The organism is Hydrogenophaga sp. RWCD_12 (assembly GCF_046604225.1).
In the GTDB taxonomy this organism is placed as follows: Bacteria; Pseudomonadota; Gammaproteobacteria; order Burkholderiales; family Burkholderiaceae_C; genus Hydrogenophaga.
Map to the genome: position 1 here is coordinate 1,339,816 of NZ_JBKIXC010000001.1, position 24,865 is coordinate 1,364,680.

The 24,865-nt window shown below is 66.7% G+C and carries 19 protein-coding genes; 4 read left to right on the forward strand and 15 right to left on the reverse strand.

Features of this window, described 5'->3' with window-relative positions; translation table 11 throughout:
- Positions 1-50 precede the first annotated feature (50 nt).
- Positions 51-2,081, forward strand: coding sequence for a CocE/NonD family hydrolase (locus ACLIJ1_RS06180; RefSeq protein ID WP_411364592.1), 2,031 nt, complete (start codon positions 51-53; stop codon positions 2,079-2,081).
- A gap of 13 nt (positions 2,082-2,094) precedes the next feature.
- On the opposite strand, the gene ACLIJ1_RS06185 is transcribed toward ACLIJ1_RS06180, so the two are convergent.
- On the reverse strand, positions 2,095-2,979 hold the full coding sequence (locus tag ACLIJ1_RS06185) for a DMT family transporter (protein WP_411364593.1): 885 nt from the start codon (positions 2,977-2,979) through the stop codon (positions 2,095-2,097).
- Positions 2,976-4,235: an MFS transporter gene (locus tag ACLIJ1_RS06190; protein WP_411364594.1), complete on the reverse strand. Its 1,260-nt coding sequence runs from the start codon at positions 4,233-4,235 to the stop codon at positions 2,976-2,978. Before ACLIJ1_RS06190 ends, ACLIJ1_RS06185 begins: the two co-directional genes overlap by 4 nt.
- A gap of 176 nt (positions 4,236-4,411) precedes the next feature.
- Between ACLIJ1_RS06190 and ACLIJ1_RS06195 the strand changes: the two genes are divergently transcribed.
- The 3 genes from ACLIJ1_RS06195 to ACLIJ1_RS06205 are packed head-to-tail and all read left to right on the forward strand — an operon-like array spanning position 4,412 to position 8,579.
- Positions 4,412-6,088, forward strand: coding sequence for a formate--tetrahydrofolate ligase (locus tag ACLIJ1_RS06195; RefSeq protein ID WP_411364595.1), 1,677 nt, complete (start codon positions 4,412-4,414; stop codon positions 6,086-6,088).
- Between the two features lie 47 nt (positions 6,089-6,135).
- A complete protein-coding gene (locus tag ACLIJ1_RS06200; protein WP_411364596.1) occupies positions 6,136-7,077 on the forward strand; it encodes an NAD(P)-dependent oxidoreductase in 942 nt (313 codons plus the stop codon).
- Positions 7,074-8,579, forward strand: coding sequence for an aldehyde dehydrogenase family protein (locus ACLIJ1_RS06205; RefSeq protein ID WP_411364597.1), 1,506 nt, complete (start codon positions 7,074-7,076; stop codon positions 8,577-8,579). Before ACLIJ1_RS06200 ends, ACLIJ1_RS06205 begins: the two co-directional genes overlap by 4 nt.
- Before the next feature lie 18 nt (positions 8,580-8,597).
- On the opposite strand, the gene ACLIJ1_RS06210 is transcribed toward ACLIJ1_RS06205, so the two are convergent.
- From ACLIJ1_RS06210 to ACLIJ1_RS06270, 13 genes are all read right to left on the reverse strand, one after another.
- Positions 8,598-9,635, reverse strand: a complete 1,038-nt coding sequence (locus ACLIJ1_RS06210; protein ID WP_411364598.1) for a zinc-binding dehydrogenase — start codon at positions 9,633-9,635, stop codon at positions 8,598-8,600.
- A 34-nt stretch (positions 9,636-9,669) separates the two neighbouring features.
- Complete coding sequence (gene choV, locus ACLIJ1_RS06215) at positions 9,670-10,881, reverse strand: choline ABC transporter ATP-binding protein (RefSeq protein WP_411364599.1); 1,212 nt, start codon at positions 10,879-10,881, stop codon at positions 9,670-9,672.
- A complete protein-coding gene (gene choW / locus ACLIJ1_RS06220; protein WP_411364600.1) occupies positions 10,878-11,741 on the reverse strand; it encodes a choline ABC transporter permease subunit in 864 nt (287 codons plus the stop codon). Before choW ends, choV begins: the two co-directional genes overlap by 4 nt.
- 5 nt (positions 11,742-11,746) lie before the next feature.
- On the reverse strand, positions 11,747-12,700 hold the full coding sequence (locus tag ACLIJ1_RS06225; protein ID WP_411364601.1) for a choline ABC transporter substrate-binding protein: 954 nt from the start codon (positions 12,698-12,700) through the stop codon (positions 11,747-11,749).
- Between the two features lie 209 nt (positions 12,701-12,909).
- Complete coding sequence (locus ACLIJ1_RS06230) at positions 12,910-14,013, reverse strand: glycine cleavage T C-terminal barrel domain-containing protein (protein WP_411364602.1); 1,104 nt, start codon at positions 14,011-14,013, stop codon at positions 12,910-12,912.
- Between the two features lie 16 nt (positions 14,014-14,029).
- Positions 14,030-14,614, reverse strand: coding sequence for an HD domain-containing protein (locus ACLIJ1_RS06235; protein ID WP_411364603.1), 585 nt, complete (start codon positions 14,612-14,614; stop codon positions 14,030-14,032).
- Positions 14,611-15,768 carry a TauD/TfdA family dioxygenase gene (locus tag ACLIJ1_RS06240; RefSeq protein WP_411364604.1) on the reverse strand — a complete coding sequence of 386 codons (1,158 nt, stop codon included), beginning with the start codon at positions 15,766-15,768 and terminating at the stop codon, positions 14,611-14,613. Before ACLIJ1_RS06240 ends, ACLIJ1_RS06235 begins: the two co-directional genes overlap by 4 nt.
- 62 nt (positions 15,769-15,830) lie before the next feature.
- Positions 15,831-17,264 carry an aldehyde dehydrogenase family protein gene (locus tag ACLIJ1_RS06245; RefSeq protein ID WP_411364605.1) on the reverse strand — a complete coding sequence of 478 codons (1,434 nt, stop codon included), beginning with the start codon at positions 17,262-17,264 and terminating at the stop codon, positions 15,831-15,833.
- A gap of 26 nt (positions 17,265-17,290) precedes the next feature.
- Complete coding sequence (locus tag ACLIJ1_RS06250) at positions 17,291-18,484, reverse strand: mandelate racemase/muconate lactonizing enzyme family protein (RefSeq protein WP_411364606.1); 1,194 nt, start codon at positions 18,482-18,484, stop codon at positions 17,291-17,293.
- Positions 18,485-18,503: 19 nt separating this feature from the next.
- Positions 18,504-20,132: a GMC family oxidoreductase gene (locus ACLIJ1_RS06255; RefSeq protein WP_411364607.1), complete on the reverse strand. Its 1,629-nt coding sequence runs from the start codon at positions 20,130-20,132 to the stop codon at positions 18,504-18,506.
- On the reverse strand, positions 20,129-21,796 hold the full coding sequence (gene betA, locus ACLIJ1_RS06260; RefSeq protein WP_411364608.1) for a choline dehydrogenase: 1,668 nt from the start codon (positions 21,794-21,796) through the stop codon (positions 20,129-20,131). Before betA ends, ACLIJ1_RS06255 begins: the two co-directional genes overlap by 4 nt.
- Positions 21,797-21,820: 24 nt before the next feature.
- Positions 21,821-23,272, reverse strand: coding sequence for a betaine-aldehyde dehydrogenase (gene betB / locus ACLIJ1_RS06265; RefSeq protein ID WP_411364609.1), 1,452 nt, complete (start codon positions 23,270-23,272; stop codon positions 21,821-21,823).
- Between the two features lie 39 nt (positions 23,273-23,311).
- Positions 23,312-24,559, reverse strand: a complete 1,248-nt coding sequence (locus ACLIJ1_RS06270) for an MFS transporter (protein WP_411364610.1) — start codon at positions 24,557-24,559, stop codon at positions 23,312-23,314.
- Positions 24,560-24,865 lie beyond the last annotated feature (306 nt).

Genomic DNA, 24,865 nt, shown 5'->3' on the forward strand with positions numbered 1-24,865 from the left:
CCCGTCCACAGATGGGTCAACTTCAGTCGGTACCAACACACGAGGACGCCATGGGACCCACATCCATCCAGACCGTGCACCGGTTTCCGCGCCAGGTCCGCGAGGTCGAGAACCTGTTCATTGTCTTGCCCGACGGCACGCGGCTGGCGGTGCGCATGTGGTTACCGATCGATGCCGATGCGCAGCCGGTGCCGGCCCTGCTGGAGTACCTCCCCTACCGCAAGCGCGACGGCACGGTGGTGCGCGATGCACTGACGCACCCCTATCTGGCAGGCCACGGCTACGCCTGTGTGCGGGTCGACATGCGCGGCAACGGCGACAGCGACGGCCTGATGGCCGACGAATACACGCAGCAGGAACTGGACGACGCGGTCGACGTGATCGCCTGGCTGGCCGGCCAGCCCTGGTGCACCGGCAAGGTAGGGATGTTCGGCATTTCCTGGGGCGGCTTCAACGCCCTGCAGGTGGCCGCCCTGCGGCCGCCCGCGCTCGCCGCGATCGTGACGCTGTGCTCCACCGACGACCGCTACGAGGACGACATCCACTACAAGGGCGGCACGCTGCTCAACGAGAACCTGGGCTGGGCCGCGACCATGCTGGCCTACTCGTCGCGCCCGCCCGATCCGATGATCGTCGGCGAGCGCTGGCGCGAGATGTGGCTCGACCGCCTGGCCCACGAACCCTTCCTGCTCATCGACTGGCTCAGGCACCCGCACCGAGACGCCTACTGGCGACACGGCTCGGTGTGTGAAGACTGGTCGGCGATCGAGGCGCCGGTGCTGGCCGTGGGCGGCTGGAACGACGCGTATTCCAACGCAGTGCCCCGGCTGATGAAGCAACTGCGCTGCCCGCGCAAGGCCATCATCGGCCCCTGGGCGCACAAGTACCCGCACTTCGCCGTGCCGGGACCGCGCATCGGTTTTCTCCAGGAGATGCTGCGCTGGTGGGACCAGCACCTGAAGGGCCTGGACTCCGGCATCATGGACGAGCCGGACCACCGCTTCTACATCATGGACGCCTACCCGCCGGGCAGCTTCCCCGATCACATCGACGGTCGCTGGGCCGGTGAGGCGGCCTGGGGCCAGGGGCGCATGGGGCACACGCGCTGGTACCTCAACCCGTCACGGGTCATGGGCGACGAACCCGCCACCGAACAGGCGCTGACCGTGTGCTCGAAGCAGACCACCGGTTTTGACGGCGGGGAGTACTGCATCATCTGGCTAGGCCCCGAGTTCCCCGGCGACCAGCGCGGCGACGATGCCGAGTCGCTCTGCTTCGATTCGCCGGTGCTGCTGGAAGACCTGGACGTGGCAGGCCAGCCGATGCTGGACCTGTGTTTCTCGGTGGACCGGCCGGTGGCCCACATTGCCGTGCGGCTCAACGACGTCTGGCCTTCAGGCGAGGTGTCGCGCATCACCTACCACCTGCAGAACCTGTGCATGCGCGAGTCGCGCGAAACGCCATCGGCCCTGGTGCCCGGTCAGCGCTACCGAATGCGGATCAAGCTCGACGACATCGCCTGGCGCGTGCCGCGCGGCCACCGCCTGCGGGTGTCGATCTCGACCAGCTATTTCCCGCTCATGTGGCCGGCACCCGAGCCGGTGACGCTCACCGTGTTTGCCGGTGCCTCCAGCATCCAGGTGCCGGTGCGAGACAGCTCGCACGATGGACCGCCGCTGAGCTGGCCAGCGCCGGAAGCGGCGCCGCCGGTGGCGATGAAGGAGATCCGGGAAGGCTGGCACCGCCGCGAGAAGACCGTGGACCCGGTCAGCGGCGAGACCCGGCTGGAGATCGTCGACGACTTCGGCGAACAGGAACTGCTGCCGCATGGGCTGCTGCTGCATTCGGTCGGACGCGAGCGCTACCGCATCCTGCCGGACGACCCGTTGTCCGCCGTGATGGAAACCCACTGGACCGAGTCGCGCCGCCGCGGCGCATGGGACACGCGAACCGAAACCTACGGTCGCCTCAGCGCCAGCGCCACCCAGTGGAAGGTGTGGGGCAAGGTCGACGCCTTCGAGGACGGGCAGCTGGTGTTCAGCAAGCAGTTCGAGGAAACGATCGCTCGCCGCCTGCAGTAGGGGGCAGTGGCTCTCAGCTCACGACCGGGAGCGCCGGTGCGCGGCGCCAGGCCGTCCAGGCCAGATTGACCAGCACCGACACCAGAATCACCGCGCCGCCCACCAGGCTCTGGCGGCTCACGGTCTCACCGAACAGGGCAAAGGCCCACATGGGCGCCAGCGGGATCTCGACCATGCAGATGAGCGAGGCCAGCACGGTCCTGACACGGCGCACACCCAGCAGAAAGAGGCCGAAGCCCACGCCAATGTTCAGGAAGCCGTACAGCCAGAGCCAGGACAGGTCCTGGGCGCTGGTTCCCGAGAAGCGGGCGAACGGCAACACCATGAGCGCGGCCAGGAACGCGCCGCTGTAGGTCACCTTGACCATGTCGATTTGCGGGAAGCGTTTGGCGCCCACGGTCTCCAGCGCAAACATCACGACGGCCACGAAGCTCAACAGCGAACCGAGAGCACTCTGCAGCGAAGGCTGACCTTGCAGGATCAGCACCACGCCCAGCGCCACGCTGACCGCGCACACCACATCCATGCGCGCTATTCCCGTGTGCAGCAGCCAGGCCGAGAGCACCAGCGTGATGATGGGAAAAGCGCCGTAGATGAAGGTCACGTCGGCCACCGAAGCGAAATAGAAGGCCGAAACGAAGCTGATCATCGCGAGGGCGGTGAGGAATGAAAACGCCCACTCCGGCCCGGTGAGGCGCCAGAAGCCGGACCGGTTCGGGCGCCGGTCCAGCACCAGGCTCAGACCCAGCACCGTCAGCCCACCCAGCAGCGAACGCCAGAACAGCGTGGTGGGCATGTCGGTGCTGACCAGCCGCGGGAACAGGCCAGCGGTGCTCCAGGACAGTGCCGCCATCAGCAGCATGGCCACGCCCAGCCAGAAGCTGCCACGGCCGCTCAACGCCGACCCGCCGTTTCCAGCCGCTCGCCCTGACCCCGCGGGCGAAGGGCCCCGGGCACTCCCAGCTGTGGATGCAGGTAGCCCGCCACCACCCAGCCGGCCAGCAGACACACGCCCGCCATCGCAAACACACCCGCCACCGGCGAAAACTGGAGCACCACCCACGCCAGGGCCGGCGACAGGATGCCCGAGAAATCGCGAAAGCTGGAGTAGACGGCGGACATCTCGGTGCGTTGCGACGGTTTGACCGCCATCATGAACGGCAGGCCCGCACACACGTCCAGCAGCACCAGGCACAGGGTGCCGAGTATGAGCACCAGGACCGTCGGCCACGGCCATGAGGAGAGCGCAGCCGCGGTGAGGAAACATGCCCCGCCCAGCAGAAAGGCGCCGCGCAGGGAGCGGCGCACCGAATGGCGCTGGATCCAGCGCAGCATCAGGGGCGCCAGGAACAGACCGGCGTTGGCCACCGACGTGGCAACCCCGCCCACCTGGTCACCCAGCCCGTTCTGTACCGCGTAGATGCCCACGTAGACGAAGTAGACCCACCAGCCACACGAGCGCATCAGCGCAAAGAACCACCCGGCGACCAGACGGGGTTGGGCGAAGAAGCGCCGCAGGATCGCCAGCGGGTTGTGTGACGCCGGCCGGTGCCGGGCAACCGAATGCGTTCGCAGATCGCCCAGCCGCATGACGCGGATCAGGGTCAGCATCGCCATCGCACCCATCGCCACCACCGCGAACGGCGCGCCCTGCCACAGCTTCAGGGACCAGACACCCAGCAAGGGACCGAGGGTCCAGCCCAGGCCGCCATAAAACATTCGCAGCGACTCCAGGCGCCCGAAGTCGGCCTTGTCCACATGCTCCAGCACGTAGGCGTTGAAGCAGACGAACGACGAAGCGGCACCGATCGAATGACACAGCAGGGCCAGCGTCGTCAGCTTGCCACCCCAGGCGCCCAGGGCTGCCCCCATCAGGTACATCGACACCGACACGAAATAGACCCGGCGGCGCCGCAGGTACCGGCCCAGCAAGGGCACGAGCAAGGCCGTCAGGAGCGACACCACCCCCACGCTCAGGTACCACTGGGACACCAGCGCCGCGTCGCCCCAGGCGCGGTACATCAGCAAGGGAAACACCGCCAGCACCGTGCCCCGCACCACGGCCTCGACGCCGGCCAGCACCGCGAACCCGTGGACATCCGCTGCCAGTGGCCAGCGCAGGGGTTCCCGGGGAGACTGAAGCGGTCGGCGCATGAATCCCAGTATCCCACCGCGCACCCGGAGAAACACCGAGGGAAAACGCCGCTGCGGCGACCAGGCCCCGGGCGTCGGCGGGACAGCAGGCGGCGCAATTGACACAGCCGCATGCGCAGGCGAAATCCAGAATCGCGCGAGGAGACAGCATCGCCCCAACGGAACCAGGAGACACCGTGGCCCTCTCGGACATCGAAATCGCGCAAGCTGCCCGCCTTCAGCCCGTCATGTCGATGGCGAAAGAGCGCCTGGGCATCCCCCCAGAAGCGCTGGAGCCCTATGGCCACCACAAGGCCAAGATCGACCTCGGCTGGATCGACCGGCACCCCGGTGCCTATGGCAAGCTGGTGCTGGTCACCGCGATCAGCCCGACGCCGGCGGGCGAAGGCAAGACGACGACGACCGTGGGCCTCGGTGATGCCCTCAACCGCATCGGCAAGCGCACCGTGATCGCGCTGCGGGAGCCTTCGCTGGGCCCGGTGTTCGGCATGAAGGGTGGCGCCGCCGGTGGCGGTTATGCCCAGGTGGTGCCGATGGAAGACATCAACCTGCACTTCACCGGCGACTTCAACGCCATCGCGCTGGCCCACAACCTGTTGGCCGCTCTGATCGACAACCACATCCACCACGGTAATCCGCTGGGGTTCGACTGCCGCCGCATCGTCTGGCGGCGGGTGATGGACATGAACGACCGTGCGCTGCGCTCGACGGTGGTCGCCCTCGGCGGTCCCGGCAACGGCTTCCCGCGGGAGGATGGCTTCGACATCGTGGTGGCCTCCGAGGTCATGGCCATTTTCTGTCTGGCCACGTCGCGCAGGGACCTCAAGGAGCGGCTGGGCAACATCATCATCGGTTACACCCGCGAGCAGGCGCCGATCCGAGCGCGCGACCTGCAGGCGCACGGTGCCATGGCCGCCCTGCTCAAGGACGCGATCAAGCCCAACCTGGTGCAGACGCTGGAAAACAACCCCGCGATCATCCACGGGGGCCCCTTTGCCAACATCGCTCACGGCTGCAACACCGTCACCGCCACCAAGGCCGCGCTCAAGCTGGGCGAATACGTGGTGACCGAGGCCGGATTTGGCGCCGACCTGGGGGCTGAGAAATTCATCGACATCAAGTGCCGCAAGTCGGGACTGCGGCCCGACGTCGCCGTGGTCGTGGCCACCTTGCGTGCACTCAAGCACCACGGCGGCGTCGATCCCAAAGACCTCAACACACCCAACCTTGCCGCGCTCGAAAAAGGCATGGCCAACCTCGAACGCCACGTCGACAACGTGCGAAACCGTTACGGCCTGCCCTGCGTGGTGTCCATCAACCACTTCACGTCTGACACGCAGGATGAACTGGACCTGCTGCGCCGCCACATGGACCGCCAGGGTGTCCCGGTGGTGGTGGCGCGGCACTGGGCGGAGGGCTCAGCCGGCGCCGAAGAACTGGCACATGTCGTGGTCAGGCTCGCCGAGAGCGGGACCGCCACCATGCGCTACGTCTACGAAGACCAGGACACGCTCTGGGACAAGATGAAGGCCATCGCCACCCGTGTGTACGGCGCGTCCGATATCACGGCCGATTCGGCCGTGCGGGCCAAGATCCACAAGCTGCAGGCCGACGGCTTCGGTCACTATCCGGTGTGTGTGGCCAAGACGCAGTATTCCTTCTCCACCGATCCGAAACTCCGTGGGGCACCGTCCGGGCATGTGGTGAACATCCGCGAAGTGCGGCTGGCCGCCGGCGCCGAGTTCGTCGTGATGATCTGCGGCGACATCATGACCATGCCAGGCCTGCCCAAGGAACCTGCTTCCATCCGCATCGACATCGACGACGACGGCAAGATCTCCGGGCTGTTCTGAGCAGCCCGCTCCCGCGCACACCCTCTTCACCATCAGGAAACCGGCCAATGACTCCCAAGAAAACGATCGGCTTTATCGGACTAGGCAGCCTCGGCGAAGGGCTGTGCCACAGCCTGGTCAAGGCCGGCTATCCGGTCCGCGTGAACGACCTCAACAAGGCGCTGGCCCAGCGCCTGCTGGAAGCGGGCGCGCAATGGGCGGGCAGCACGGCCGATGTCTGTCAGGGCGCCGATGTGGTGATCACCGTGCTCCCCTCCCCCGCCGTGTCTCGCCAGGTTGTCGAAGGGCCGGGCGGTGTGTTCGAACACCTCAGGCCGGGCGGCACCTGGATCGAGATGAGCACCACCGACATGGAAGACCTGCTGCGCCTCTCGGAGGTGGCCCGTGGCAAGGGCATCCATGTGCTCGAATGCCCGGTCACCGGCGGCGTTCACCTGGCCAACTCGGGCGAGATCACGGTACTGGTCGGTGGTGACGAGACGACGTTCAAAGGCGTCGAAGACATCCTCGGCACGATGGGCGGCGAGATCATCTACCTGGGCAAGATGGGCAACGCATCGGTGGTCAAGGTGGTGACCAACATGCTGGCCTTCATCCACCTGATTGCCGCCGGCGAGGCGATGATGCTGCCGGCCAAGTACGGCGTGGACCCGGACGCCACCTACCGCGCCATCCGGGCCAGCTCAGGCAACAGCTTCGTGCACGAGACCGAGTCCAAGCTCGTGCTCTCGGGCAGCTACAACGTGAAGTTCACCATGGACCTGGCCTGCAAGGACCTGGGCCTGGTCAACGGCATCGCGGAGAAGCTCGGCGTGCCGCTGGAGCTGGGCAGCATGGCGCAGCAGATCTTTCGCCGGGCGCGCGGTCTCATGGGCGGCAACGCCCAGTCGCCCGAGGTGGTGCGCATGATCGAAAACGCCTGCGGCCTGGAACTGCGCGCCCCGGGCTACCCGACCGAGCTGGTCGCGGAACCGGGCACTTCCCGATGAAGACACCGTCGACCCGTGCGGAGTGGGAAGCGCTGTCCGCCTCACTGAGGCCCGACACGGGCCTGTTCATCGAGGGACGCTTCGTGCCCGCCCTCGGCGGCGAGACCTTCGATTGCACCAGCCCGCGCGACGGCCAGGTCATCGCCGTCATGGCCCAGGGCCAGGCGGCGGATGTGGACCGCGCAGTGGCCTCGTGCATGTCGGCGTGGCAGGACGGGCGCTGGGCCAGGCTGGCCCCACGCGCGCGCATGGCGGTGCTGCAGCAGTGGGCCGACCTGATCGAAGCGCAGTCGAACGAACTCGCGGTGCTGGAGTCGCTGGACATGGGCAAGCCGGTCTCGGACGTGCTCAACAACGACCTGCCCGAGGTGCTCAAGACCATCCGCTACTTCGCCGAGTGCATCGACAAGGTGGAAGGCGCCGTCACGGCCACCGATGCCACCGCCCTGCACCTGATCACCCACGAACCGCTGGGCGTGGTGGGCGCGATCACGCCGTGGAACTATCCGATGCTGATGGCGGTGTGGAAGCTCGCGCCCATCCTGGCAGCCGGCAACTGCGCGGTGCTCAAACCCGCCGAACAGGCGCCGCTGACCTGCCTGCAGCTGGCGCGGCTGTTCGTCGAAGCCGGCGGGCCGCCCGGCGTGTTCAACGTCGTCAATGGCCTGGGGGCCGAGGCAGGCAAGGCGCTGGCGCTGCACCCCGACGTGCAGAAAATCACCTTCACCGGCTCCACCGCCGTGGGCAAATTGCTGATGGTTTATGCGGGCCAGAGCAACATGAAGCGGGTGGCGCTGGAGACCGGTGGCAAGAGCCCGCAGATCTTCATGCCCGACCTCTACGACCTCGACACCGCCATCGACCGCGCCATCGGCGGCATCTACGACAACGCGGGCCAGGTCTGCAACGCGGGCTCTCGCCTGCTGGTTCACCGCAGCCTCCACGACCGTTTTGTCGAACGGTTTGCCGCGCGCACCGAAGCCCTCTACCGCATGAGCGATCCGCTCGACCCGGCCACCACGATGGGCCCGCTGGTCAGCCAGACGCAGAAGCAGAACGTGTTGAAACGGGTGGCGCTGGCGCAGCAGCAAGGCGCCCGCATCGCGCTGGGTGGCGGGGCCGGCGCAGCGCCTTCGGAGGACGGCGCGTACGTCGCGCCGACGCTGTTCGTCGACGTCCGGCAGGATATGTCCATCGTGCAGGAAGAGACCTTCGGCCCGGTGGCCTCGGTACAGGCGTTCGACAGCGAAGCCGAAGCCATTGCGCTCGCCAACGGCAGCATCTACGGCCTGGCGGCCTCGGTCTGGACCGCCGACCTCAAGACCGCCCACCGCATGGTCGCTGCGCTGCAGGCGGGCGTGGTCTGGGTCAATTGCTTCGGCGACGGCGACATGACCCAGCCCTTCGGCGGATACAAACAGAGCGGCAATTCGCGCGACAAACACAAGGACAGCCTGCTGGCGTACATGCAGACCAAGTCGGCCTGGTTTCAGCTGGCCTGAGGTACCGTCCCGGCGGGCTCAGCCGGTCGGAGGCAGAAGGACCAAACTGCCCACATGGGACCGTGTCGCAAAGACCTGTTGCGCCCGGGCGATGTCTTCCAGCGGGAAGCTGCCGGCCAGCAAGGGCCGCAGGCGCCCTGCTTCGATGTGCTGCACGATGACCTGCGCGTCGGCGGCCGTGCCCATGGTGACACCGAACAGGCTCAGCTGCTTGAGATAGAGCCTGCGCCAGTCCACCCGAACCATAGCCCCCGCCACCGCCCCGGCCGTGACATAACGCCCGCCGTGTCTCAGCAGGTCGAGGCACTGGGCCGCCTGCTCGCCAGCCACGATGTCGGCCACCACATCGAATGGCGGCATGACACCCAACGCCATCAACGATGTCCTGTAGTCGCCCTGCTCCCGCGCGATCACGGTGTGCGCGCCCAGCGCGCGGACGGCGGACAGCTTGGCCTGGCTGCACACGGCCACCACCTCGGCCCCGCGCAGCAGGGCCAGCTGCACCAGCGCCGACCCCACGCCGCCCGAAGCGCCGGTCACCAGCACCCGTTCACCAGCGCTGACGCCAGCCCGCCGCAGCATGTGTTCGGCGGTCATGTAGGGCGTCATGAACGTGGCCAGCTCGGCGTCGCTGAAGGAGCTGCGGATGGCCAGCGCGTTCTCGCCGGGTACGCAGAGAAACTGCGCAAAGCCCCCGTCGCGCTCGCTGCCCACCACCTGCAAGCCCTCCAGCCCATCCCCGCCGCCCGCATACAGGCAGGAGTTGACCATCACACGCTGCCCGAGGCGATACCGGTCGGCGTCGGCGCCGACAGCGACGATTTGACCGACCGCGTCGAGCCCCTGAATGCGCGGAAAGGTGAAGGCCTGCCCCATCCAGGCGGCCTGTTCGCCTTCGCCGTACGCGCCCTCCCGGGTCCAGAGATCGGTGTTGTTGATGCCGCAGGCACCCACCCGGACCAGCACCTCACCCACCGCCGGGACCGGCACCGGCGCATCGTTCACCACGCGCAGACGGTCCAGTCCGCCGTAACCAGTCAGGTAAACCGCCTGCATGGTAGCGGGAACGGGGGGTTCTGCAACCGGCCCGTCAGACGGCATGCAGGCTGGGACGCAACATGCCCCGGTAGATCTCGTCGTCGCCCACCACGCCGGCAAAGCGCTCGCCGTCGCACAGGATCACCGGACGCCCGGTGGCATGGCGGATGGCGATGATCCGCTCCATCAGAAGATCGGGTTGCACCATCACCATGGCCCGGCCTGCCTGCCCGACCTGCACGATGTCCAGCCCGGGCGCATAGGCCACCAGCTCTGCGGGCGTGTTCTCGATCCGGGCCTGCTGCGGCCTGCCCTGCGGATCGAGCGCGAGCAAATGGTGACCGGTCCAGTCCAGCTGCAGCGCCCCGTCGCGCTGCGCCAGCTTGTCGGCCGGGGTCATCAGGGATGCGCCGCGCAACACCTTGATCGGGTTCATGTGGGCCACGAAATCCCGGACATAGGCGTTGGTGGGGTTGAGCACGATCTGTTCGGGTTCGCCGTACTGCACGATGCGGCCGGCGTCCATGATGGTGATGTGGTTGCCCAGCTTGATCGCTTCATCGAGGTCGTGGCTCACGAACACGATGGTCTTCTTCAGGGTTTTCTGCAACTGGAGCAGTTCCTGCTGCAGGTGCTCGCGGATCAGCGGGTCCAGCGCCGAGAAAGGTTCGTCCATCAGCAGGATGTCGGCGTCGGTGGCAAAGGCCCGCGCCAGCCCCACCCGCTGCTGCATGCCGCCCGAGAGCTCGTGGGCATACTTGCCGGCCCACTTCCCCAGACCGACCAGTTCCAGCTTCTCGGCCACCACACGCTCGCGTTCGACCTTGCCCACGCCGCGAAGCTCCAGCCCGAGGCCGACGTTTTCGGCCACGGTCCGCCAGGGCAACAGGGCGAACTGCTGGAACACCATGGCCACGCGCGAGGTGCGCAGGCGGCGCAGGGTCTGCGCGTCGCAGGTGGTCAGGTCCACCTGTCCGCCCGAGCCCTTGTCGTCCCGGATCAGCACCTGACCGCGGGTGGCCTTGTTCAGGCCATTGAGGCAGCGCAGCAGCGTGGACTTGCCCGAGCCCGACAGCCCCATCAGCACCGAAATCTCGCCCTCGGCAATTTCGAGGTTGCAGTCGGCGGCCCCCAGGATGGCGCCGGTCGCGTCCAGGATCTCTTGGCGGGTCTTGCCCGCATCCAGCAGTTCCAGCGCCTTGGCGGGCCGGCTGCCGAAGACGATGTCGACGTGGCGGAACTCGCAGATCGGGGCTGAAGTCATTTCGGCTTTTTCTGGCCTTGCGCGGGCCGCTGTTTGCAGAGGCGGTCCAGCACGATCGCCACGATCACGATCGCCAGACCTGCCTCGAATCCGTCGGCGATGTTGACCGAGTTGAGGGCACGCACCACCGGCTTGCCCAGTCCGTCGGCACCGACCAGGGCCGCGATCACCACCATCGACAGGCTCAGCATGATGCATTGCGTGACACCGGCCATGATGGTGGGCAAGGCGTACGGAAGTTCCACCTTCCAGAGCAGCTGAGATCGCGTGGCGCCGAACGATTCGCCCGCCTCGATCAGCGACTTCGGCACCGACGCGATGCCCAGCGTGGTCAGGCGGATCGGCGCAGGCAGCGCGAAGATCACGGTGGAGATCAGACCGGGCACCACCCCCAGGCCGAACAGGATCAGCGTGGGAATCAGGTAGACGAAGGTCGGTATCGTCTGCATCAGGTCGAGCAGCGGGCGCAGCGACGCTTCCAGCCAGGGGCGATGAGCCGCGGCGATACCGATCGGCACACCGACCAGCAGGCAGACGATGGTCGCGCAGATCACGAGAGACAGCGTCTCCATGCTCGCCTCCCAGTAGCCGAGGTTGACCACCAGCAGCAGCGCCAGCACCACGAAAACCACCAGCTTGATCGAGCGCTGGAGAAAGTAGGCCAGCCCGGCGATCAACACGATCAGGACCAGCGGAGGCACCCACATCAGCAGATGGGTCAGGCTGGTGATGAATGCGCCCAGACCTTCCGAGATCAGTTCGAACACCCCGGACGCATGGGTGGTCAGCGCCTCCACGAAGGAGGCGATGTACTCACCCAGCGGCAGCTTGTTGCCGGCAACCCACTCCAGATCCAGCATCGGATTTACTTGGTGAATTTCGCGACTTCGGGCGTCTTGCCGTCAAAGGTCTTGACGCCGTTGAGCCAGGCGCCCCAGACCGAGGGGTTGGCCTTCATCCATGCCTGCGCAGCCGCTTCGGGCTTCTGTTTCTTGTCCAGGATGGCGGACATGATGCCGTTCTCCATTTCCAGGCTGAACTTGGTGTTCTTGAGCAGCGCACCGACGTTGGCGCACTCGGCCATGTAGCCCTTGCGCACGTTGGTGTAAACCGTGGCGCCGCCATAGTTCGGACCGAAGAAGTCGTCGCCACCGCTGAGGTAGGTCATCTTGATCTTGCTGTTCATCGGATGCGGCGCCCAGCCCAGGAAGACGATCCATTCCTTCTTGCCGGTGGCGCGCACGACCTGCGAGACCATGCCCGCTTCGCTGGACTCCACCAGCTTGAAGCCTTTGAGGTCAAAGGCGTTCTTCTTGATCATGTCCAGGATCAGGCGGTTGCCGTCGTTGCCGGGCTCAATGCCGTAGATGCTCTTCTTGAACTTGTCGGCGTTCTTGGCGATGTCGGCAAAGCTCTTGACCCCCGCCTCGGCCACGTAGTCGGGAACGGCCAGGGTGTACTTGGCACCTTCCAGGTTGGGGATCACCGTCTCGACCGAGCCGTCGGCCGCATAGGGCTTGATGTCCCCTTCCATCGAGGGCATCCAGTTGCCCAGGAACACGTCGATCTTCTTGCCCTTCATGCTGCTGTAGGTGACCGGCACCGACAGCACCTGCGTGGTCGGCTTGTAGCCCAGACCCTTGAGGACTTCGGAGACCACGGCTGTCGTCGAGGTGATGTCGGTCCAGCCGACATCGGCGAAACGCACGGTCTGGCAGCTCGCCGGCTCGGCCGCCTGGGCCCCGGTGGACAGCAGGGCCGCAGACATGCCCAGCGAAAGCGAGGCGTTGCGAAGCGACAGGCGAGAGAAGGTGCGCATGGAAACTCCTGATGAAAAGATGAGGATTTCAACGCCAGTCACAAGCCGACGTTGGACCCGAAGATGATGCGCCGGACCATGTCGAATCGGCACCCCTGAGAAACCCTGCATTTTTTGTGCCACTGTTCCTGAAGCGACGCCGAGTTTCTTTAAACCGCCAGTCCGATGCACAACCCGTGGCCGACCCTGAATCAGGGCACCAGATTGGCTCAGATGAACGGCAGCTCGCACAGGGTCCCATGCACCCTGCCGGACGCGCGCTGCACCTCCACGGTGTCGCCTGGCCGGGCGCCGACAGAGATCAGCGTGAAACCGATGTTCTGCTTCAGGCGGTAGGACCACGCCGAATTGGTGAGATCGCCGACCTTCTTGCCGCCCTGGAACACGGGCTCCCACGAAAAGCCGAACGGGTCGGGCTGCTCGCCCTTGAGCTTCACACCCAGCTGGTGGCGCTTCGGGCCTTCGGCGTGGATGCGGCGCAGGGCCTGGATGCCGATCACGTCGTCGGCCACATGCAGGTCGATGTATTTGCCCAGCCGCACCTCGTAGGGGTTGGTCTGCCGGTCGGTGTCGCCACCGTAGGACACCAGCCCGCTTTCGACGCGCTCGTGGAGGTTGGGATTGCCCGGGCCGATGTCCCAGGGCTTGCCCGCTTCCCTGACGATGTGCCAGAGTTCGGTGCCCCGCGAGCCGTCCATCAGGTACAGCTCGAAGCCGCCCTGCTTGGACCAGCCCGAGCGCGCCACCACCATCGGGATGCCCAGAAGGCTGGTTTCCCTGAACCAGAAGTATTTGAGGTCTTTGACCCAGTCGCCGAACAGCGAGACCGCCAGCGCCTCGGCCTTGGGGCCCTGGATCGCCAGCGGTGACACGTCGGGCTCGCTCACCTCGACCCGCAGCCCGCGCTCGGCCGCGATGGCCGAGGCCCAGAACCAGATGTTGCTGTCGGCAATCGAGAACCAGTAACGGTCGTCGGACAGCTTGAGCAGGATGGGGTCGTTGATCAGCACCCCGTCGTGGTCGCACATCGGGATGTACTTGCCCTGTCCGACTTTGCAGTTTGAGAGGTCTCGCGGGCTGAGGATCTGCGCCAGCTTTCCGGCATCGGGACCCAGCAGCTGGACCTGGCGCTCGCAGGCCACGTCCCACTGGCTCACGCCGTTGATGATGCGCCAGTACTCGGGCTCCGGGTCGCCGTATCCGGTGGGCATGAGCATGTTGTTGTAGACGCTGAACGAGGTCACGCCGTCAGCCACCGTGGCCTGGTAGTACGGCGAGGGCTTGAGCCGGGCCGAGGGGAAGATGCCGTGCATGGTGCCTCCTGCGAGCTCAGCGGCGGGTGGCGGGTTCCTGCAGCACTGCGGGATCGAAGGCCTTGCGCGAAAACACCTCGCGCAGCATCGGCTCGAAGTGGCTCAGGGGCTGGGTGGGGTAAGCCGGATCGAATGCCGCCTGGTCGTAGCGCTCGCAGAAACGCACACAGCTGTCGAACCAGGGATGGTCCTTGTGGTGGAGGTAGCCGTCCGGGTCCATGCCGTAGTGGTGCGCGTAGTAGCGCATCTGGAACAGCCCGTGCATCTCGACCACCCAGGTGACCTCGGCGCGCACATACGGCCGCAGGATGGCCGCCGCCATCTGGCTGTGGTTTTCGGGCGCCAGCTCGTCGCCGATGTCGTGCACCAGCGCAGCGACGATGGTGTCGATGTCGGCCCCGTCGGCCTCGGCGCGGGTGGCGCTCTGCAGCGAATGCTCAAGCCGGCTGACCTGATACCCCTGCAGCGAATGCCCCAGCGCTTTCAGTGCCTCCAGCAGGCGCTCCGGCAGCGAGCGGATGTACTGGTGTTCGAGCCCCCGCAGGAATTCGTACTCCTCGCGGGTCCCTTCTTTCATCTGGGTGAAGGCGACCTGCTTCATGACGTGGCTCCCGGGAGAGGTCCGAAGCGCCGCTTCAGGACGCGGTAGCTGCTGCGCGGACCGTCGCGGTCGATGTAGCAGCCTTGCAGCTGGCGGTGGCCCTCTTCGGGGTTGTAGCTGGTGCGGCCGTGCAGCACGCGGTTGTTGTCGAACATCATCAGTTGCCCGGGCTCCAGCAGGAAGCGCAGCTCGAACGCCGGGTCATTGAAGAGCTCGCCCAGTCGGCGGCGCGCACGCTGGTAGGCCCGCGTGTCGGCGTCGGACATCACGGGAATGTCGTCCAGGCGCGGGCTGTAGTGCACCCCCACCATCTCGCCGCTGCCGTTGGTCTCGATCACTGGGCAGATCGACACCAGCTCGGTCTCGGCGTCGCGGTGTTCAAAGCGCACCGGCACCTGCGCCAGCAGCTCGAAGCCGCGCGGGTCTTCGGTGCGCAACTGCGCCACGGCCGCGAGGCTGTCGACCAGCGTGGAGAGGCCGCCGCTGGTCTCGTTCTGAAGGCAATGCAGCAGCTGGATGCCGGGCACCGGCGCGCGGTAGGGGTTGTCGGTGTGGGGGCCGAGGGCCACCGACTGGTAGGACAGGTCGATGGCCTCGCCCTTCGGGCGGGTGTAGACCTCGAAGTAGGCACCGAAATTGGTGGTGCGCACATGGCCAAAGCGCCGAGCCACCGACAGCACCGAGTCACGCTCCCGAGGCGTGTCGTGGATCAGCAGCACCCCGGACACGATGAAGTCGTGCAACGCGGCGTACAACACCCGGTCGTCCCGGGCCAGCTCGGGCCAGTGGTATTCGGGCTTGGGGCTGAGGTCGCTGCGCCAGGCTTTGGGGCTTGGCGTGCCCTCGGACAGGCGGGTGCCTTCCAGCAAGTCGTCAGGATCGAACGGCCCGGAGAACCCGTCGCTGAAGCTCAGGTTCAGGCAGCGCCTGTGCGACGCATCCTCGCCCCAGGCGGCTGCCGTGAGACTGAGGTTGTCGTCGAACTGATGGGGGTTGTTCAGGCGCTGGCCCGTCATGGCGTCGCGCTCGCTGCTGACCTGGCTGCGGGCGCGCAACCACAGCGCGGGCAGCGGCGTGCGGGTCTCGCCGTCGGGCCCCTGGCTCAACCACAGGACCCGGGGGGGTGATCCATGTTCAATCTGCAAGCTGTCCATATGAATGCTCCGGTTGAGAAAGGATGCCGTTCAACGGCGAGAGGATCTGTCGAAGGTGCCCGTCACGGTCGGGCGTGGTGCATGACCACCAGCCGTGTCTGGGTGAACTCCAGCATGCCGTGCTTGCCGTCGTCGCCGCCCAGGCCCGAGCGCTTCCAGCCCGCGTGGTAGCCCTGGTAAGGGTCGGCCGGGGTGCGGTTGATGTAGAGCTCGCCGGCCTCGATGGCGTTGGAAAAGTGCATGACCTCGCGGTAGTCGTTGGTGTAGAGCACCGAGGCCAGGCCAAACTGGTGGTCGTTGGCCAGCGCCAGCGCGTGCGCCATGTCGTCGCAGGGCAGTACGCAGAGCACAGGGCCGAAGATCTCCTCGCGAACGATCTCCAGGTCCTGCCGCACGCCGGACAACAGGGTCGGCGGGTAGAAATGGCCAGGGCCTTCGGGCATCTGGCCACCGCATTCGATGCGCGCGCCCTCGGCCACCGCGCGCTGCACCATCGCGTGGACCGCCTGGCGCGCGGCGTCGCTGATCATCGGGCCCATGCGACTCGGGTCGACCGCGCGGTCGCCGAAACCACGCGCCAGCATCTTCTGTCGGAGCAGGGCCAGCAGTGCGTCATGCTTCTCCGCCACCACATACACGCGCTCGATCGCGGTGCACAGCTGGCCGCAGTGGGTGGTCTTGGAGCGCACGATGTCGTTGGCGGCCTTTTCCAGATCGGCGTCGGCCGCGACGATGGCCGGGCTCTTGCCGCCCAGCTCCAGCGACACCCGGGCAATGTTGGCCTTTGAATAGTCCAGCACCCGGCGCCCGGCGGCCACACCACCGGTGAGTGTGATCATGCCCACGCGCTCATGGGTGCACATGGCTTCGGCCTGGTCGTGGCCCATGGCCATGATGTTCACCACCCCCGGCGGCAGGCCCGCATCAAGCACGGCCTGTGCGATCTCGAACGCGCTGCAGGGCGTCTGGTTGCTGGGACGCACCACCACGGTGTTGCCGGCGATCAGCGCCGGGGCGATCTTTCGCAGCAGGGTGTAGACCGGGTAGTTGAACGGAATCAGGCAGGCCACCACACCGATGGGCACGCGGTGCAGCATCAGGTTTTCGTCGGGGCTGTCGCTGGGGATGATCTCGCCTTCGATGCGCCGTGCCCATTCGGCGTGGTACTGCGTGACCTCGGCCGCGTACACCGCCTCGTTTTCGCTGTCTTCAAGGCTCTTGCCCGACTCCAGCGCCAGCGCGGCGCCGATGGCGCCCTTGCGCGCCACGAGGGCGTCGGCCAGCCGGCGCAGGTGCTGCCCGCGCTCGATGGCCGGCAGCGTGCCCCAGCCACGCTGCGCCCGGCTGGCCGCATCGACCGCCTGCAACACCTGCTCGGTGCTGGCGCTGCTGACCTCGCCGATGACGGCACCGCTGGCCGGGTTGTGCACGGCGATCGCAGGCGCCGACGGGTTGGGTACCCACTGGTTGCTGATCAGGTTGGCGTAGGTGTTCATCGTGTGTGGGCCTGGCAGCGAAGTGATCAGAAATAACCCAGCGGGTGCTGTGCCATGCCCAGGTGCAGGGCCGTGCCCTCGTAGGGGTGCGCCAGCGCCACCGCCTCGTTCAGCTCGACACCCAGGCCGGGCTCTTTGCTCGGGATCACATAGCCGCCTTCCCACTGGATGGGCTTGTTCAGCAGCTGGGCATGAAAGCCGCCGAACTGCTGGATGCTCTCCAGGATCAGGAAGTTGGGGATGCAGGCGGCGAGCTGGATGTTGGCGGCGGCGACGATGGGGCCGCAATACAGGTGTGGTGCGATCTGGGCGTAGTGCACCTCCGCCAGCGCTGCGATCTTCTTGGCTTCAAGAATGCCGCCGACCCGTCCCAGGTTGGGCTGCAGAATGGTGGCAGCACCGGTCTGCAGCACCCGGGCGAACTCGTACTTGGTGCACAGGCGCTCGCCGGTGGCGACCGGGATGCTGGTGGCACGCGCCACCTCGGCCATCTGCTCCGGCATCTCGGGCGGCGTGGGTTCTTCGAACCACAGCGGGGCGTACGGCTCCAGCTGTTGCGCCAGGCGCTTGGCGCCAGAGACCGTGAACTGGCCGTGGGTGCCGAACAGGATGTCGGCCCGCGTGCCCACCGCTTCGCGGATCTGCTTGCAGAAGCGCACCGACAGCGCCATGCGCTCCAGCGTCGGCTGGCGCGGGTCGAAACACGAATAGCCGCCCACCGGGTCGAGCTTGACCGCCGTGAAACCCTCTTCGACATAGCGCAGCGCGCGCTCGGCGCTGCGGTCCGGGTCGTCGTAGAAACTGTCGTCCTCGTGTGCGTCGGGATAGAGGTAGGTGTAGCTGCGCAGGCGCGGGTTCACCAGGCCGCCGAGCAGGTTGTAGACGGGCTGGTTCAAGGCCTTGCCGGTGATGTCCCAGCACGCCATTTCCAGCGCGCTGAAGACGCCCATCACGCTCACGTCCGGTCGCAGGGTGAAGCCCTCGCCGTGGGTCAGGCGGAACAGAGTCTCGACCTGCATCGGGCTCTTGCCGGCGAACACGCGCGCGAACAAGTCTTCGGCCATCTTGGCCATCAGGTGCGGGTTGAAGGTGGCGGCGTAGATTTCGCCCACGCCCTCGATGCCGCACTGGGTACGCAGCTTGACGAACACGAAATAGCGACCGCCGAAACCCGGTGGCGGGTTGCCGACGACAAAGGTCTTGATCGATTCGAGCTTCATGCGCTTTCCTTTGGGGTGCTCAAAGGCCGGTGGCGGCGAGGATGGACGCGGCGCCCTTGTGCGCCACCATGGTGGTCGGTGCGTGGGTGTTGCCCGAGGTGACTGTGGGAAAGACCGACGCATCCACCACATAGAGGCCGTCCAGGCCGTGCACCTTGAGATCCGGGCCGACCACCGAGGTGGCGGGGTCGGGACCCATGGTGCAGGTGCCCACCGGGTGGTAGCAGGTGCTGGCGCGGCTGCGAAAGTCCTCCGCCATGGCTGCATCGTCCATGCCGGCCAGCGCCGGTCCGACCGGGCCCTTGATCGTGGATCGCATCGCCGGCGACTGCTCCAGCCGCCGGATCAACCGCGCGCCGCGCACCGCGACCGCGATGTCGTCAGGGTGCGAGAGGTAGCGCGGCTGGATCAGCGGCGGCATCGCCATGTCGGGGCCGGCGATCTGAATCTGGCCACGGCTCTCCGGGCGCGTAGGCTGAAAGCACAGGATGAAGCCGGCAAACGGGTCCGGCACGATCCGGGTGCCGGTCGCACCCGGCTTGAGCTGGTAGGTGATGGGGTTGCAGTAGAGCTGCAGGTCGGCCTGCGGCTGACCGGGCTCGGAGCGCACAAAGCCGCCGCACTGGTTCACGCTGATGGACAGCGGGCCGCTGCGGCCGAACACGAAACGCATGCCCATCCCCAGGCGCCCCCACAGCGAGCCGAGCTGGTTGTTCAGCGTCGGCAGGTGGGACTCGTAGGAATAGCTCATCGCCAGGTGGTCCTGCAGGTTCTGGCCGACCTGCGGCTGGTCAAGCACCACCGCAATGCCGTGCTGCTGCAGCAGCGCGCCCGGACCGACACCCGAGACCTGCAGCAGCTGCGGGCTCTGCACTGCGCCGGCGCTGACCACCACGGCGCGCCGGGCACTGGCGGTGTGCGACTGGCCGTTCTGCAAGTAGGTGATGCCCGTGGCGCGGCGGCCCTCGAACAGCACCCGCTGCACCATCGCCCCGGTGCGCAGCTGGACCTTCGGCCGGCGCAGCGCCGGGCGCAGAAATGCATCGGCGGCCGACCAGCGCAGGCCGCGCCGGGTGTTGATGCGGTAGCGCCCTACCCCTTCTGGCTGCGGACCGTTGAAGTCGTCGGTGAACGGCAGTCCGGTTTCCTCGGCAGCCTTGAAGTAGTGGTGCTCCAGCGGGTGTAGCTCATGCCGCACGTCGCTGACGAACAGGGGTTTGTCCGCCGATCCGCCAGGCCGGCCCTGCGGATTCACCGGCTGCTCGAAGCTCTCGTAGACCGGTCTCACATCGGCCCACGACCAGCCGGCATTGCCCATCGCTGCCCAGTCGTCGAAGTCGCCCGGCAGGCCCCGGCAGTACACCATGGCGTTGATCGAGCTGGAACCACCCAGCACCTTGCCGCGCGGAAAGTAGATGCGGCGGTCCTTCATGCCGGGCTCCGGCTGGGCCTCGAACTTCCAGTTCACAGCAGGGTCGTAGAAGGTATTGCCGTAGCCGATCGGCACCTGCACCCAGAGCCGGCGGTCACTGCCACCGGCTTCGAGCACCAGCACGCTGTGGCGCCCGTCGGCGCTGAGCCGGTCGGCCAGCACACAACCCGCCGATCCGGCCCCGACCACGATGTAGTCGAACGCCTCATCGTTCATCGTTGCTGCGTCTCGAAAGCAGGATGCACAAAGAACGGCGCTGTCGAGGGCGGCAACGGCTCGCGACCCCGGATCGCATCGGCCAGCTTCTCGGCCATCATGATGGTCGGCACGTTCAGGTTGCCGCTGACCACAGCCGGCATGATGGACGCGTCGACCACTCGCAGGTTCTGCACGCCGTGCACCCGGCCCGCGCCGTCCACCACCGCCATCTCGTCGTGTCCCATGCGGCAGCTGCACGATGGGTGGTAGGCGGTCTCGGCCTGGGCGCGGATGTGGGCGTCGATCTGTGCGTCGGTCTGCACCGCCGGACCCGGCGAGAGTTCCTCGCCCCGGAACCGGTCGAAGGCCTTCTGCGCGAACACCTCGCGCGTGAGCCGGATCGCGGCCCGGAACTCCTTGCGGTCCTGCTCGGTACTCAGGTAGTTGAAGACGATCTGCGGCGCATCGGTGGGCTTGCTGCTGCGGATGCGCACATGCCCGCGGCTGGTCGGGCGCATTGGACCCACATGGGCCTGGAAGCCGTGGCCGGTGGCGGGAGCGTTGCCGTCGTAGCGCACCGCCATGGGCAGGAAGTGGTATTGCAGGTCGGGGTGCTGGACGCCCTCCTCGCTGCGGATGAAACCGCCGGACTCGAAATGGTTGGTCGCGCCCAGGCCGGTCTGGAACAGCATCCATTCCAGGCCGATCTTCGCTTTGACGAGCGGGTTGACCGCCGAGTACAGCGTGATCGGCTCTTTGCAGGCGTACTGCACATAGGTTTCCAGGTGGTCCTGCAGGTTTTCGCCCACGCCCTTGCGCGCGGCCACCACCGGAACGCCCAGCGGCTCCAGCAGCGCCGGGTTGCCCACACCGGAGAGCTGCAGCAGCTGCGGCGAATTGATCGCGCCGCCGCACAGGATCACCTCGCGGGAAGCACGCATCTGCATCCGAACCCCGTGGTGAATCACCTCGACACCCACGGCTCGGGGCGACTCCGACCGCTCGAACAGCACGCGCGTGGTCAGGGCACTGGTGCGCAGGACCAGATTCGGGCGCTTGAGCGCCGGCCGCAGGTAGGCCATCGCCGTGCTCCAGCGCCGGCCCTTGTGCACCGTCATGTCCATCGGGCCGAAGCCTTCCTGCCGGTAGCCGTTCATGTCGTCGGTGCGCGCGTAGCCGGCCTGCTGGCCGGCCTCGATGAACGCGTTGTAGAGCGGGTTGTTGCAGGCGCCGGTACTCACGTGCAGCGGGCCGCTGTCGCCGCGGTAGTCGTCACCGCCCTTGGCGCGCGTCTCCGACTTGCGGAAATACGGCAGGCAGTGCGCATAGGTCCAGTCGTCCAGACCAAAGCGGCTGGCCCAGCCCTCGTAGTCGAGCGCGTGCCCGCGGATGTACACCATGCCGTTGATCGACGAGGAACCTCCGATCACCTTGCCACGCGGGCAGTGGATGCGCCGGTTGTCCATGAAGGGCTCGGGTTCCGACTCGTACAGCCAGGCGTAGCGCGGGCTGGCCATCGGGTAGGCAAACCCCGACGGCATGTGGATGAACAGGTTGTGGTCCATTGAACCGGCTTCGAGCAGCAACACCCGCACTTCGGCGTCCTCGCTCAGCCGGTTGGCCAGCACGCTGCCGGCCGAGCCGGCACCCACGATGATGTAGTCGTATGTCGATTGACCCATGTCTGTCCCGAACCGTGACCCGCTTCAGCGGTAGCCGCAGGCCACTTCACCCATCTCGACGTAGACCGTCTTGAGCTGGGTGTAGTGCTCCATGGCGACCAGGCTGTTCTCGTGGCCGATCCCCGACTCCCTGGCGCCACCGAAGGGCATCTCGACCGGCGTGATGTTGTAGTTGTTGATCCAGCACAGGCCCGCCTGCAACCGCGCGGCCACGCGGTGTGCGCGGGTGATGTCGCGGGTGAAGACGCCGGCGGCGAGACCGAAGCGGGTCGCATTGGCGCGCCGCACCGCCTCGTCCTCGTCGTTGAAGGTCAGCAGCGTGAGCACCGGGCCGAAGATCTCTTCCTGCACGATGGACAGGTCGTCGCCCGGCGCGGCAAACACGGTTGGCTGCACGAAGTAGCCGCCTTCATGGCCCGGCACCGTCACCGCCTGACCGCCACACACCAGCCGCGCGCCCGCCGCGACGCCGGCCTGGATGTAGCCCATCACCTTGTCGCGGTGGGCGGCGCTGATCAGCGCGCCCACTTCGGTCTGCGGGTCCATCGGATCGCCCACGCGCAGCAGTTCGGTGCGTTCCTTGAGCCGCGCCAGGAAGCGATCGGCAATCGCGCTGTGCACCAGCACGCGGGTGCAATTGGTGCAGACCTCGCCCTGGGTGTAGAAGTTGCCCATCATCGCGGCAGCCACCGCCTGCTCCAGGTCGGCGTCCTCGAACACGATCAGGGCCGACTTGCCGCCCAGCTCCATGGTCACGCGCTTGAGGGTGTCCGCTGCGGTCTTCATGACCCGCTTGCCGGTGGGCACCGACCCGGTGACCGACACCTTGGCCACCCCGGGGTGCGCGGCCAGCGCAGCGCCGGTGGACCCGGCGCCCTGCACGACGTTGAACACGCCCGGCGGCAGGCCGGCCTCGGCATAGATTTCCGCCAGCTTCAGCGCCGTCATGGGCGTGAGTTCCGAGGGCTTGAACACCATCGCGTTGCCCGCTGCCAGCGCGGGTGCCGACTTCCAGCAGGCGATCTGGATCGGGTAGTTCCAGGCGCCGATGCCCGCACACACGCCCAGCGGCTCGCGCCGGGTGTAGGCGAACGCGTTCTTCAGGGGAATGTGTGCCCCATTGAATGCAGCCGCCGCACCGGCAAAGAAGTTCAGGCAGTCGGCGCCGCTGGCCACGTCGACCACCAGTGCTTCCTGCAGCGGCTTGCCGGTGTCCTGTACTTCCAGGCGGGCCAGTTCGTCGTTGCGTTGCACCAGCAGATCCGCGGCGCGGCGCAACACCTTGCCGCGTTCGGCTGCGGTGGTCTGCGACCAGACCTCAAACCCCTGCTGCGCAGAGGCCACGGCGGCATCCACATCCTCTGCGCTGAAGGCGCGGCAGCTGGCGATCGGTTGCCCGGTCGCCGGGTTGATGTTGTCCCAGCCCTCGGCCGTCCCGACACGGGCGGACCCGTGGACAAAACCTGTCAGTTCCATGGCTGCGCTTTCCTTGTTGAATCGTGAAAAACCATTGCCTCAGGGCGAGTTCTCGGCACGGGGCACCTCGCCCCGCGGATCGAGCTTGACCACCGCTGGCGAACCCTGTCCGGACATCGCATAGCCGGTCTTGGCCGACCCGGGCACCGGGCTGGCTGCCGGCAGGCGCTTGAGTACGTACAGGGCCACAAGCCCCATGACCCCGGCGAGAAACAGCATGAAACTGGCGTTGTCGATGGTGTTCATCACCAGGCCCGCCAGGGAGGGACCCAGCACCGCACCGGCCCCGTACATCAACAGCAAGCCGGTGGAGATTTCCACCACTTCCTGCGGCGGAATCAGATCGTTGACGTAGGCCACCGACAATCCATAGACCGCAAAGATCATGCCGCCGAGCAGCACGCCGAGAAGAATCAGAGACTCCTCGATCAGCGACTCCTTCATCATGGTGGTGGCCAGGTACGCAGACACGGCCAGACCGGCGCCCACCAGGCACACCCAGAACAGCACCAGGCGACGGTCGTGATTGTCCGAGTAGTGACCCATCGGCCACTGGAACAGCGCCCCTCCCAGCAGGGTGGCACCCATGAAGCTGGCCACGTTGGTGTCGCTCAGGCCGGCGCCCTGTGCAAAAGCAGCTCCCATGCCGAAGAACGCACCGTTGAGCACGCCGGCCGCGGTGACGCCCACGACACCCAGCGGCGACACCTGGAACAGACGTCGCAGGCTGAAGCGCGGCGCCGCTTCCACCTCCGGCTCGTCCTGCGGACTCATGGTGATCGGCAACAGGGCGAACGAGAACACGATGGACACCAGGGCAAACGGCACGAAACTCATCTTGTCGCCCACCAGGATCAGCCACTGGCCGACCGCCGCCCCCACGGAGCACACGATCATGTAGGCACCGAACACCTTGCCCCGGTGCTGGCTCGGTGCCGCCGAGTTCAGCCAGCTCTCGATCACCACATACATGCCCATCACGCACAGGCCGGTCAGCAGCCGCAGGCCGCCCCAGAACCAGGGGTTGACCCATACCGCATGCAGGATTGGCATCGTCGATGCCATCGACGCCATGGCCGCAAAGGCCCGGATGTGCCCGATCCGGCGGATCAGCAACGGGGAAAAGTACGACCCCAGCAGGAAGCCGACGTAGTACGCCGACATCACCAGCCCCAGCGTCAGGCTGGAAAACTGCGACAGGTGGGCGCGAATGCCCATCACCGAGAACAGCAAGCCGACGCCGACCACGACCAGCCCCACTGCCGCCAGCAACGGCGACAAAGGCATCAGTACTTGGCCCAGACGGGGCCCCGGGTGCGGTGTCCTCAGACTCATAGGGCTAGAAACGACCTTGAAAACCGCTGCGAATCTAGCAGCAATGCGGCGGGCGGTGAGCGTGGCAACCCGCGCGCATGCACCAAAAAACAGAACTGGGCGCTCAAGAGACGATCAGCGTCGCAATGAGAACAAAGACATGACCAAGACTTAGGGACATTCTGGATATGAATGCGCCGCTTTGGCGCCATCATGACCCCAAGGTTCTGTCGGGCAAAGGTGTCAGACGAAACCATGCCGGGTGTCTGAGCTGCCTGG